A 13,519-nucleotide genomic window follows, 5' to 3' on the forward strand; every position below is an offset into this window, starting at 1 on the left:
TGCTAAGACTGAAGGTATTGTAGGCTTAACTGTAGGTGCAACCTATACTTTCGGTGGCAAGAAGTTCGTAGCTTGTGGCTCGAAAGTTGATCAGAATGCTATCAACAACGAAATCAATAAGTACAGAAGTGAACTGGCACAAGCTCAGGCTGACCTGGCTAACGCTAAGAACGCTTTGGCTAACGCTAAGCCTGTAACTAAGGAAGTAGTGAAGGAAATTGAAGTTGCCGGTCCTCGTGCCATCTTCTTCAAGATTGGTAGCGCTCGCATCGATGATTACGGTATGGTTAACATCCAGTTGGCTGCTAAGATTCTGAAGGCTAACCCGGATAAGAAGTACAAAGTTGCCGGTTATGCTGACAAGGCTACGGGTAGCGCTTCCTGGAACCAGAAGTTGTCTGAAAAACGTGCTCAGGCTGTTTACGACGCATTGATTAAGGAAGGCGTTGATAAGGATCAGCTCGAACTCGTTGGATTCGGTGGTACTGCTAACATGTTCGGTAAGAACTATTTGAACCGAGTAGTAATTCTGGAATAAGATATAGGGACAAAGAGTTGTAAACTCTAAACGAAGAGAGGGCGGCTAACTGATGTTAGCCGCCCTCTTCATTTTATACTGAAATAATATTTTAATATACCAGTTTCACATTATCGATCCAGAGTGAATTACCGGGAGAACCTATGTATGCTCCTCCATGGCTGGAAGTAAACTGCAATAATAAATGTGTAGGAGCATCTTCTTCTGTTCCCCATGCTACTTCTTTGACCGGAACACTTTCACCTTTACTATTAATTGCGTAACGTTCTTCTACTTGCAAACGCATCATATGAGGCTTATAAGCAGGATCACCGGTAATATCTCCATACATGACTGAATAAGTAGCATTATTATGCCAATCAGTGGTATTATAGTAACGAACCACCATAGTCCCTACCCGCTTAGCAAAAATATTGCCATCTTTGTCTTCCCAACGCTTCTGCAAAAACAAATTCACCTCCGGGAAGTCTTTACCTTCTACGTCCGTTATCCGGCTAAAACCGGTAGCACGAATACGCTTTTCCCTATCAGACATATTAACTTTATAGTCAAACTGCACAGCGATAGGTTTCTTGGTAAAGGGAATACCGGAATTCAGCATCTTTTGCGGATTCTTTGTGCCCTTAATCGGCTCATTCACTTCCCCCAAAAACATAGAACCTGCGGCAAGTACTGTGATATCAACAATACCCAATACTTTTACGCTTTCCATACGGGTATCCATACGGGCACAGTAGCCATCACCACGCTTCTCGGGAAACACTGAAGTATTGGTTTTAGTAATACCCGTTACACGCGCCATAACATTCGAAGTAGCCCATGGCGAACCACCCATATTCTTATAGGCCTTATTCTCACGAATAGTTGCAGTCGGTCCGATAGCATATACATTCTTCAACGCACCACCGATAATGCCCGACTCTTTAATCTGACGGTCTATCCATTGATCCATGTCTCCGAACGGAATCATTTCCACAGTATGCTGTTGCTGCTGTGCAAGTGCCGTTCCGCAACATAAAAAAGCGGATAGCAAACCGTACATACAAATTTTCTTCTGCATCATCTCATTAGCTTTTTTTTAATTAAAGTTCATATTTCCACTGCTCCAATGCAAAGTTCCAGTTATCCTGAACCAATTGCACGGTGCGATCATCATATCTATATTTATTCTTCTTATATCCCTTCTTTCCACCTACATACTTTTCTATATCATTGCGTGCTTCAGCAAATCCGGGAATAGACAAATCGCGATAAATCTGCTCAGTCATCCCCATAGCATCCGCTTCGAAGTCTTCGAACTTCACTTCCACCAGATTACCGGCAGGAATACAAGATTTATCAGCCTCGTATTTATGATACAGTTTGGCATAAATAGAAAGAATATTCTTTTCAATTTCGTCATTACTGATGTCCTGCAACTTCAACGGCTGGATTGTATTCGTGAAGAAACTTCGGGTACTCTCGAACACCGTATAAGGATTACGCATCAGATAGATAAATTTAGCATTAGGGAACATTTTGACCAGCTCTTTCACACGTCCCGTATGGGGCGGATTCTTACTCAAGAACTGTGTTCCGTTAGTATTCCACAATGATATCTTAATCAATTTGGTAAATACTTCTTCAAAAACCTTCAGTTCCTTTTCCGTTATATCATCGAACAGCAAATATTTATCTGCATATTCCTGCTGATACTTTGGGAGGAACCAAAAGTTATAATAGGTATAAGGCATCATATTGGCAAGTGCAAACTCTTCTTCCTGTGGCAGATCTACAGCAAGTTCCATGTTATCTGTAGGACGCTTATCAGGCATCAGCCAGCTCATGTTCTTCTTGAAGAAAGGCTGTCCCCACATCATCAGATGCGGAAATACAGTTTGGTAAGTAGTATTATAGCCAAAATGCTTGTCGCATGAGAAGACATTATGCACAAAGGTCGTTCCGCTGCGCCAATGGCCAAGAATGAATACCGGATCATGCTCTAGCGGTTGGGATGCCAACCGTTTCTCATAACGTCCGTTCTGTAAAGGAGCCAGTGTAGAAAGCAGACGACATACCGCCTTAGTCAAACGGTATTTGCCTTTGTATGCCGCATCAATTTCCCGTCCTTTCGTAATAGCATTAAATGTTTTCCAATCGGCTCCCACCAAAGTATTTATAGGGAGTTTGTTAAATTCCAGTAAACCCATAATTATGGTACATTATTTGATTATTTTCACTTCAATACCTTGGCGCTTCAAATCTTTCACCGCTTTTTCTATAGCTTCATAGTGTTCGGGAGCAATTTCTAACTTCGGTAAGTTCAAAACCGGAAGATCTTCAGAAAGATGCATATCCTTATCCTCTACCCTATCGATAATCATACCGACAGCACTGGTATTATTGGTAATCGGATCAATCAGAATGAATGCACCTGTTGCCTTATTTTTTTGATAAGGATCAAAGAATAATTCTTTGGCAGTAGTAAGAACAACACGGGCTATCTGATTTAACTGCATAGGCAGATCATCAGGCGTCAATTGTCCATTATCAACGGACAACTGCTCCATCGTATTAACATCTACTTTATATTTAATGTTACTGATGCGTGAACGACTCAAATTAGTAGTCTGCTTGATGAAGAAGGATTTATTGAGATCCATCGGTTCTTCATCCATCCACACCAACATCGCTTCAAAGTTGCGGTCCACAACCGGCAAATTATCAGGATGTACCAACATCTCTCCTCTCGATACGTCAATCTCATCTTCCAGCGTTAAAGTTACAGATTGAGGCGGAAAAGCGTAATCCAGTTCACCGTCATACGTAACAATGCTCTTAACACGTGATTTTTTGCCTGAAGGTAACGCTATCACTTCATCCCCTTTACGTACTATCCCTGATGCAACTTTACCGCAAAAACCACGGAAATCAAGATTAGGGCGCAATACATACTGTACCGGGAAACGGAAGTCCGACAGGTTATGATCGTTATCAATATGGACAGTCTCCAAGAAATCGAGCAAAGAAATGCCATTGTACCATGGAGTGCGTTCAGACCTCTCCACTACATTATCGCCATCCAAAGCGGAGAGCGGAATACAAGTCACATCAGGAATACCCAATGGTGCAATAAACTGTTTATACTCTTTAACGATTTCATTAAAGCGCTCCTCAGAGAAGTCTACCAAGTCCATTTTATTAACAGCCAGCACCACATGCTTAATGCCCAACAAAGACACCAGAAAAGAATGACGACGCGTCTGTGTAATGACACCGGTACGGGCATCTACAAGAATGATAGCCAGATTAGCCGTTGAACCGCCGGTAATCATATTACGCGTATATTGCTCGTGTCCCGGAGTATCAGCAATGATGAATTTACGATTATTAGTAGAGAAATATCGATATGCCACATCAATCGTAATACCTTGTTCACGTTCTGCTTTCAGACCATCCAGCAGTAATGCGTAATCAATGTGATCACCGGCATTTCCCATACGCTTACTATCACGTTCCAATGCATCTAACTGGTCTTCATACAATTTCTTGCTATCAAACAACAAACGCCCGATCAGCGTAGATTTTCCATCATCCACCGAACCGGCAGTCAGAAAGCGGAGTAAGTCTTTCTGTTCGTCTTTATCCAGAAACTCCTTGATATTTAGTTTAGAGTTGTTCTCCATCACTTTTTACTTTTTAATTGTCACCTTTATCTTCTTAAACCTAAGCATTAAAGTTCTAAAGGTCAGGTTTAAGATTCCAATCCTCAGGTTTTAATTTTTAATTCTTAATTCTTAAAAGTATCCCTCACGCTTTTTCTGCTCCATACTGGCATCCTGATCAAAATCGATTACACGGGTGGTACGCTCACTCTTGGTGGTAGTCATCATCTCCTCTACAATTGTCTCAATCGTATCCGCATAGCTCTCTACCGCACCAGTCAACGGCCAACAGCCCAATGTACGGAAACGTACCATTTTCATCTTTATCTGATCACGATATTTTTCAGGCAGGCGGTCATCATCTGCCATAATCAAATTACCATCAATTTCTACGCACGGACGCTCCTTGGCATAATACAACGGAACAATAGGAATATTTTCCAAACGAATGTATTGCCAGATATCCAGCTCCGTCCAGTTACTCAACGGGAACACACGAATGCTTTCTCCCTTATGCACACGGGCATTGTAGATATCCCACAATTCCGGACGTTGGTTCTTCGGGTCCCATTGGTGGAACTTATCACGAAAAGAAAAAATACGTTCTTTCGCACGTGATTTCTCTTCGTCACGACGAGCACCCCCAAAAGCTGCGTCAAATTTATATTTATCCAGAGCACTCAGAAGAGCCTTAGTTTTCATCAAGTCTGTGTGTACTTTACTTCCATGAGTAAACGGTCCTACACCTGCATGAAAAGCTTCCATATTACTTTCTACGATCAGATTCCAGCCATGCTTTTTGGCATACTCATCGCGGAATTGAATCATTTCCTTAAATTTCCACTTCGAATCGATATGCATCAACGGGAAGGGTACTTTACCCGGATAAAAGGCTTTTTCGGCAAGGCGAACCATTACCGAAGAGTCTTTTCCAATACTATAAAGCATCACCGGATTTTCAAATTCCGCTGCCACTTCACGGATGATATGAATAGACTCTGCTTCGAGTTCTTTCAGATGGCTCAATTTATATTCTTCCATTTTTTATATAATCACTTTTTAATCTGTATTTTCGGTAAAATGAGGTCGAGCAGTTGGTTGACTGACTCTTCCAGGCTGAGTTTTGAGGTATCTAACGTCAATGCCGGATGAAGAGGTGCTTCAAACGGAGCGGAAATCCCCGTAAAATTTTTAATCTCTCCCCGGCGTGCCTTTGCGTACAGCCCCTTTACATCCCTACGCTCACACTCAGCCAAAGGGGTACTGACATACACTTCATAGAAGTCCTCCTGCCCGATGATATTAGCCGCCATTTCTCGGATATCATTGTTAGGACTGATAAAAGCAGCAATAGTTATAATGCCTGAATCAATAAAAAGTTTGGAAACTTCTGCAATACGGCGGATATTTTCTACACGATCAGCTTCACTAAAGCCCAAATTATTATTGATGCCGCTACGGATATTATCCCCGTCCAGAATGCGGCAAAGTAAACCTCGCTTATGCAATTCGCGCTCCAAAGCAATAGCTATCGTACTTTTACCGGAACCGCTCAATCCGGTAAACCATATCATCACACTATGCTGACCGAGAAGTTCTTCTTTATCCTCTCTCGACAACATCCTATCAAAAATCGGATATATATTATTGTCTGTCATAATCTAATTATTAAAAGGGCCAAATTAATGGAATAAGGAATATGGATATCAAGAAAGCTATAATATTCAGCGGCAATCCGATACGGACAAAATCAGTGAACTTATAGTTTCCAATACCTTGCACAATCAAATTTGTCTGATAACCGATAGGTGTAGAGAAACTGGCAGAGGCAGCCATACAGATCACTACAAAGAAAGGCATAGGGCTGACACCCATCTGCGAAGAAATGGAGAGCGCCAAAGGGAAAGCTAATGCAGCAGCGGCATTATTGGTTATCAATTCGGTAAACAAGTTCGTAATGATAAATACAGCTGCCAGCAACACCTGAGGACCGTAATGTTCAGTCATACCAATGATATAACTTGCCACTACATCTGCCACACCGGAATTAACCATTGCTTTACTGATGGCAAAAGCACACGCAATTGTTATCAGGATATCCCATGAAATGTATTTAGTGTACTTACGGGCCGGAAAAATTTTAGTCCATGCCATAATGATAGTAGTCACAGAAACAAAGAAAAACATATCCAACTTGATATTCGGGAATGCCTCCTTCACAACCGGCAGCTCGCCTACCGTAGCCCCGGTAATCATCAATATCAGTAATAAAAGGGCAAACCAACGTTTCCCCTTTCCGGGAACCGGTTCGTTATCTTTGCCATTGGCCAACAAAACGAACACGGAAGACTCTCCCCAAGTTTGAACAAAAGAATCATCCGCCATCACCACTAATGTATCACCCTCACGCAAAACCTCATTATCCAGATTCTCAGTAATACTTTGTCCGCTCCGCTTTATTTCCTTAACAGCTGCTCCATAGTGACGCTGAAAATTAAACTCTCCCAACTTCTTGTTAATACCAGGAAAACGAGGACCAAGTACAGCCTCAACCCGATGCAAACCAACATCTTCTTCCGGTTCGTCATCTTGCTTCACAGCATCCGTACGAACATCCGGCAAGAGTTTAGAAGAAAATAGAAATAAATAAATAATTCCTGCTATAGCTATGAAAATACCCACTTTGCCTAATTCAAACATAGTAAATCCTTCATAACCTGCCTCTAATATCATGCCGTGTACTACCAGGTTAGTAGAAGTCCCGATAAGAGTACATATACCCCCCAAAATAGTCACATAAGAAAGAGGTATCAAAAACTTGGTAGCAGGTAATTTTACCGACTCTGCCCAACGCTTGATTATCGGAGAAAATATTACAACAACAGGAGTATTATTAAGAAAGGCAGAAATAAAAGAGATAGTGGGAAGCATACGAAATTGGGCTTTAAACACAGTCGTCTTGCCCTGAGGAAGCAACTTTTTGATAACCTGTCCCAATGCTCCGGACTGACGAATACCCTCACTGACCAAAAACAGCATAGCTACGGTAATCATTCCTTTATTACTAAAACCTTCCAGCATCTCTTTGGGTGTCAGGATGCCAGCACATAAGAACAAAACTACAACGGAAAATAGCACCATGCCGGGACGCATTTTATCCAATGCCAATGCCACCACCATGCCCAAAAGTGCCAATAGCACAAATATTATCTCAAATGTCATACATTATACTGTATCTTGTTACTATTTCATTTGCTTAGGTTCCACCACAAACCACGGATTCAGTAAATTCTCTTTATTGTAACAAAGCGGCTCTTCTTTTCCAGCCTGATAAACTTCCAATCCGGCAGCACGTGCAATAGCATGTCCTGCTGCCGTATCCCATTCCATGGTAGGTGCAAAACGAGGATATACATCCGCCTTTCCTTCGGCTACAAGGCAGATTTTAATGGAACTACCACTAGATATAAGTTCTACTTCCGAGTGTTGGCGCTTCATTTCTTCGATATAAGCCTCCGTCTCCGGAGTTAGATGCGAACGGGAAGCCACGATTACAAATTTACCTCTTTCGATAACAGAAGGCAGACGGGTAGCGGATGCAATCAATTCATCCAGTGAAGCATTTCCGCGAGAAGTTACATTGGAGAGTTTGTATGCCCCAATGCTTTCTTCTGCAAAATAAAGTTCCTGTTTCACAGGAAGATAAATAACTCCCATTACGGGTACTGAATGATTAACCCATGCGATATTTACAGTAAACTCTCCATTTCGTTTAATAAACTCCTTGGTACCGTCCAGAGGGTCTACAATCCACAAAGCATCCCATCCACAGCGTTCTGCATAGGGTAAATGTTTCCCTTCTTCACTCAGAATGGGAAAAGGAGTATCGCACAGAAAACCGGTAATCGTTTCATGTGCCTTGCGATCCGCAATGGTTAAAGGGGAGTTATCCGCTTTTTTTTCTATTTCAAAGTCCGATGCCGGGTCATTATAGATGGAAAGAATGTCTGCACCGGCTTGCAGAGCAGCATCTATTGCGCTTAATATATATTTTTGTTCCATATATGGTATCTATACTTACACATAGTGTGCAAAATTAAAAACTTTTTCATCCTCAAAAGTTTCCGAGCTTCGTTTTATAACTTCTTTTAAACTACCTAATACATTTATAAGCACTTTTCACAATCAATAAATCGAAAAAGGAACTCCAAACGTTGAAGTTCCTTTTTCGATTCAAAAACAGCTTCTTCTCCAGACTGTTTTTATTTTAGATTTGCGCTACTTTTACCTAATCTCTACTTACATCTACTTTTTATTTTCCATAGCTTCACCCGCCCATTCTACGGCACCTTTTTCTTTCAGCTTTGCCGTGATTTTTTTGGCTTTCTCCATGGCAACACTTTCATCTTCAGGGGAAGCATAAGCATGCTTATACCCCTTCACTTTATTCCATTCGCCACGGGTAAAGTCCGGGAAAGCAACGGCTGCACAATTGTTGTCCATAGACAATTCGCCTAACTCGGCCAGACAACACCATTCTGCCAAATCATAGACATCCATATCTAAAGGAAGTCCATTTTGCAGGCAATACACCAAACGGCTATCCATAATAAAGTCCATGCCACCATGACCACCAACCTCTTTTGCCATTTCACCATATTTCTTCAGGATGGGATGCTGATATTTCTGCACTAGAGCTTCCATATCTTTTTTAGGCATAAAACTATGGGAATTCAAGTTATCTACCTCAGGTGCAACTCCCGACGCATTCAGTTGTTTTGCATCCAATGCATAACCTTCTATCGGATATTTATTTGCGAACCCCTTGGTACCGGTCAACTGATATAGACGGTTATAGGGTTGCGGAGTCATCACATCATGTTGTATCTCAATCACCTTTCCATTCTCCGTACGGATCAACGTAGTTGTATGGTCACCGTTACGGAAATTCTCACAAGGCTGTCCCGTTCTTTCTTCTACCAACGACTTACCTACTACCGATTTGGTGTCCATAGCAACGAGTGTCTTCATACGGTCACCACGATGTATATCCAACGCTTGCGCTACAGGGCCAAGACCATGAGTGGCATATACATCTCCCCGATGCTTCATATTATATTCCAAACGCCAACCCAGTTTGCCATTTTCACCATTCTTCCAGTAATGATCCCAAAAAGGTTCCAGATTATGAATATAAGCTCCCTGGGCACGAACGACCTCACCAAACACACCCTGTTGCGCCATATTCAGAGTATTCATTTCAAACCAGTCATAACAGCAGTTCTCAAGGATCATACAATGTTTGCGAGTCTTCTCGCTCATATTTACCAATGCCCAACACTCTTTCAAGTCCATAGCAGAAGGAACTTCGATGGCAACATTTTTATTATTCTCCATCGCACACATAGCGACAGGGAAATGATGCAGCCAATCCGTAGCGATATACACCAGATCTATATCATCCCGTTTACACAATTCTTCGTATCCTTTTTCACCTGAATATATAGCGGCTTTAGGCATAGAAGCTCTCTGTAGATACTTCTGACATTTCTCTGCCCGTTCCTTTTCATAGTCACATAAAGCAACGATTTCTACACCCGGAATATACGTAAAACGTTCTACGGCTCCGGGACCACGCATTCCCAAACCTACAAATCCCACACGAACCACTTCCATTTTAGGTATGGTCAGCCCTATTACACTTGTTTGTCCGGCCGGACGCTCGGGAGTTTCTACAACAATCGTTCCCTTGTCCCAACTCCATTTTGTCCCTTTGTCTGAAACTTGTTGTTCAGACGATGTTTTAGCTGTGCACGCAACCAGCGCAATACATGCGCTCAGCAATAAAAATTTAAATTTCTTCATACATAAATTATTATTGTATTCCCTTAATAAGAGGAATATGTTATTCATAACATTACAAAACTAATAATTATAACGTAGTGACTTGTCTACATCACCCTTTGCCCTCACTGGTACAAATGTAAATCCCCATTCGTAATTTTGATTGGCAGGTATCGTATATCCAGGCTGCACTTTTGCTCCCCAACTGTCATAGCCAGCTACTCCTTGTTGCCTCATATCTACACAAACCTCCACAAAATCCCGAGGAACAATATCATTAATATGAGTCATTTTCCGTATCAGATTTCTGGCTTCATCCACATTATGCTGATTAATTTCCTCCGGAGAACGATTCCTCCATTGATATGGACGCGATGATTCTTCCGAATCAAAATCCTCCACCGTATTTCTCAAAGCATTAAAGCCTATAGTCTGTTTAGCCTGAACCAACAGGCCCCGACCATTTTTATCAGTCAAAGCTACCCAGCGTGTATCCGTACGATGACCGTTTTCTTGTGGACGAACATAATCTACATACATGAAATCAGCAGTAGTCTTGTAACGTCCTACCATACTTCCCGCATTACGGTCAATGTAATTTTCTTCGGGACCACGCCCAAAGTATTCTACTACATTCATATTTTGCGGTATACGGAAACGCACACCAATACGAGGTACTTCGAGCTGATCTTTATTCTCTTTCTTTTTACCGGGAGTATAAGTGGCAAGATGAGTATCTTCTTGAACTTCAGTTCGTATAGCTTCCTGATCAGTTGCAGTAAATTTCACATTCACATTTATTATTCCATCCGGATATATTCTATAATCCATCAAGTATTGGTTGCCAGCCGGTAAATTATATACTACACTCAGAACTGCATTTTGTCCTTCCATACTTATGGAAGCATTACTAATATTAAAATTATGACTTGAAGTTTTCCAAATCAACAAACGTTTCGGATTTGTATTCCCATAATCATTATCATTAGGTGCCCGCCAGAAGTTGGGTTGTACTCCAAATCCACGGTCAAAATACTCAGTTCCATCCACTTTATATGAAGTAACCAGACCTGAATCACGATTAAACTCAAAATAAACCTTAGATGAAGAAACAATCAGATTATTTCCTTCTTCTTTAAAGCTCAAGGCAGGTCCCGCAGCTTTATGTGCCGCTTTATCAACTGTTACCGGAAGTCTGAATTGTTCATATGCTATTTCGTGTCCAACCGGTATCAGGGGTTCCGGCTGAATAGTGACTACACTGAAATGCACAAAATACTCTACTCCAGCTTTTCCCTGCACATTCTTCACCGGAATAGTAAATTCCTTTTCTGCCTGAGGAGCGACATCCAATAATAACTTCCCTTTTTTCAGCACCATACCATTAGCACGTAATTCATATTGGATGGTATACTTTCTCAAATTAGTAAAATAAAATCGGTTGAACACTCGATACTTACCGGAAGTTGCATCAACAACACTAAACATCACATTCTGATGCACATATTTCACTTCCGCCATGGCAGGATGCGGTTTGCGGTCAGGACCGACAAGTCCATTACAGCAGAAATTACCATCACTCGGCATATTTACACCATAATCGCCCCCATACGTCCAATACTTACGTCCATTCTCATCTGTTCTTAATAATCCCTGATCTACCCAGTCCCATATATATCCACCTTGAAGATTAGGATATTTATAAATCTCTTTCCATTGATCCCACAGATTACCATTTGAATTTCCCATTGCATGAGAATACTCCGACGGAACCACTGGCCGGTCAGACCCAGTTTCACCAATATACTTCAGCCATTCTGCGCTGGGATATTGGGGTACATACATATCCGTATTCCATTCCCACTGTGCACGTTCATAATTCACGGGCCTGTCCATGAGTTCCTTATCCTGTCCTTTTATCCATAAATATGTCTGATAGAAATTGTAGCCATTACCAGCCTCATTTCCCAAAGACCAGAATGTAACAGAAGGATAGTTCTTGTTCCGTTCGTACATATTTGCAGTACGATACATATGTGGCTTCAACCATTCCGGATTATTGCCCAATGATCCACCTTTGCGCAAATCGTAATACATTCCATGTGATTCAATATTGGCTTCATCGTATACATAGAGCCCGAACTCATCGCACAATTCATAAAACCGACGGTCTTGCGGATAATGACAAAGACGAACCGTGTTCAAATTATTACGTTTCATCAATTCAAAATCCTTGCGCATCAGTTCTTCCGTTACATAATGCCCCGTTTCTTCATTATGCTCATGAATATTGACACCTTTCAACTTCAAAGGCTGACCATTAATAAGTAATACAACATACGGTTTCCCATTTTTAGCAATCTGATCAATCGCCTTGATTTCAATACGCCGAAAACCAACATTGAAAGGAATAATCTCCGTCACTTCACTTCCTTCTTTCAACGTAATCAACAATTTATAGAGATTAGGAGCTTCTGAAGTCCAAGTTTTTACTCCAGGCAAACTTGCATTAAAAGCAACCGTTTGAGTTTCTGCGCTCTTTACCTCACAATCACTTACACCATTAACTACAACCTTACCGGAAACTTTATCTATCAATTCATAAAGCACCTGCATCTTTTTACCAGCAAGAGCATGATTACGAACATCAACGGCCAACTTGAAAATGCCATCAGTATAGCTGTCGTCCAATGTAGAGATCACCCTGAAGTCTTTTACAGCTACTTTGGGCTGAGAATAGAGAAACACATCACGCTCAATTCCGCTCAGACGCCAAAAATCCTGACACTCCAGATAGGAACCTGTACTCCAACGAAAAATCTTCAAGACCAATGTATTCTTACCATTCCGGAGGTATTTATTTATCAAAAACTCCGCAGGATTTTTAGAATCTTCATTATAGCCTACTTCATTTCCATTCAGATACACATAAACTCCGGATTTAGCGCCCGCAATATGCAAATAGATATCTCGTGACATCCAGTCTTCCGGCACAGTTATTTCCCGACGATAAATACCTACGGGTATATCTTCCGGCAATTGTGGCGGTTGCGGATTAAGCGCTTTGAATTCATATCCATGATTCGTATAAATAGGTGTACCGTATCCTTGTGCTTCCCAATTACCCGGAACCTGAATATCACTCCAACCACTCATATCGGCTACAGTCTGAACAGCATCTCCCGGCAAATTACGATGCGAGTCCGAATAATAGAACTTCCATGTTCCATTCAGCAGTTTATAGTATTTACTATTCTCATATTCCCCACTTAGCGCAGACTGACGGCTATCGTACGTCATAAAGGCTGTACGCGGCTCTTCCCTGTTCACCGAAACAGTTTGTATGTCCTGCCAATACGGAGTTTTAATCGTTTTCACTTCACCTGCCATTACCGTAAATAAAGCACCTAACAGACATACTGCAACTAAACTTATTATATTTTTTTTCATACTATCAGATTATTAAATTTCATCGCATACAAGGTGAACACAT

Annotated in this window: 10 protein-coding genes; 1 reads left to right on the top strand and 9 read right to left on the bottom strand. The window is 41.4% G+C overall.

Going from position 1 to position 13,519, the window contains the following annotated elements:
• The coding region (locus BN161_RS06325) for an OmpA family protein (RefSeq protein ID WP_044264022.1) at positions 1-538 on the top strand (538 nt) is incomplete at its 5' end.
• 91 nt (positions 539-629) lie between these two features.
• Here BN161_RS06325 and BN161_RS06330 read toward each other — a convergent pair.
• The 9 genes from BN161_RS06330 to BN161_RS06370 form a co-directional block, all read right to left on the bottom strand.
• Positions 630-1,601: a PCMD domain-containing protein gene (locus tag BN161_RS06330; protein WP_044264024.1), complete on the bottom strand. Its 972-nt coding sequence runs from the start codon at positions 1,599-1,601 to the stop codon at positions 630-632.
• A gap of 19 nt (positions 1,602-1,620) precedes the next feature.
• On the bottom strand, positions 1,621-2,727 hold the full coding sequence (locus tag BN161_RS06335) for a sulfotransferase family protein (protein ID WP_044264026.1): 1,107 nt from the start codon (positions 2,725-2,727) through the stop codon (positions 1,621-1,623).
• Positions 2,728-2,739: 12 nt separating this feature from the next.
• Positions 2,740-4,203, bottom strand: coding sequence for a sulfate adenylyltransferase subunit CysN (cysN, locus tag BN161_RS06340; protein ID WP_044264029.1), 1,464 nt, complete (start codon positions 4,201-4,203; stop codon positions 2,740-2,742).
• 111 nt (positions 4,204-4,314) lie between these two features.
• On the bottom strand, positions 4,315-5,223 hold the full coding sequence (gene cysD, locus BN161_RS06345) for a sulfate adenylyltransferase subunit CysD (protein ID WP_044264031.1): 909 nt from the start codon (positions 5,221-5,223) through the stop codon (positions 4,315-4,317).
• An 11-nt stretch (positions 5,224-5,234) separates the two neighbouring features.
• Complete coding sequence (gene cysC / locus BN161_RS06350; RefSeq protein WP_044264033.1) at positions 5,235-5,840, bottom strand: adenylyl-sulfate kinase; 606 nt, start codon at positions 5,838-5,840, stop codon at positions 5,235-5,237.
• Between the two features lie 10 nt (positions 5,841-5,850).
• On the bottom strand, positions 5,851-7,404 hold the full coding sequence (locus BN161_RS06355; RefSeq protein ID WP_044264036.1) for an SLC13 family permease: 1,554 nt from the start codon (positions 7,402-7,404) through the stop codon (positions 5,851-5,853).
• Between the two features lie 21 nt (positions 7,405-7,425).
• Positions 7,426-8,244: a 3'(2'),5'-bisphosphate nucleotidase CysQ gene (gene cysQ / locus BN161_RS06360; protein ID WP_044264039.1), complete on the bottom strand. Its 819-nt coding sequence runs from the start codon at positions 8,242-8,244 to the stop codon at positions 7,426-7,428.
• A gap of 243 nt (positions 8,245-8,487) precedes the next feature.
• On the bottom strand, positions 8,488-10,047 hold the full coding sequence (locus BN161_RS06365; RefSeq protein ID WP_044264041.1) for a Gfo/Idh/MocA family protein: 1,560 nt from the start codon (positions 10,045-10,047) through the stop codon (positions 8,488-8,490).
• Positions 10,048-10,107: 60 nt separating this feature from the next.
• A complete protein-coding gene (locus tag BN161_RS06370; RefSeq protein ID WP_044264044.1) occupies positions 10,108-13,476 on the bottom strand; it encodes a glycoside hydrolase family 2 TIM barrel-domain containing protein in 3,369 nt (1,122 codons plus the stop codon).
• Between the last annotated feature and the right edge of the window lie 43 nt (positions 13,477-13,519).

This window comes from Bacteroides timonensis (genome assembly GCF_000513195.1).
GTDB classification, from domain to species: Bacteria; Bacteroidota; Bacteroidia; order Bacteroidales; family Bacteroidaceae; genus Bacteroides; species Bacteroides timonensis.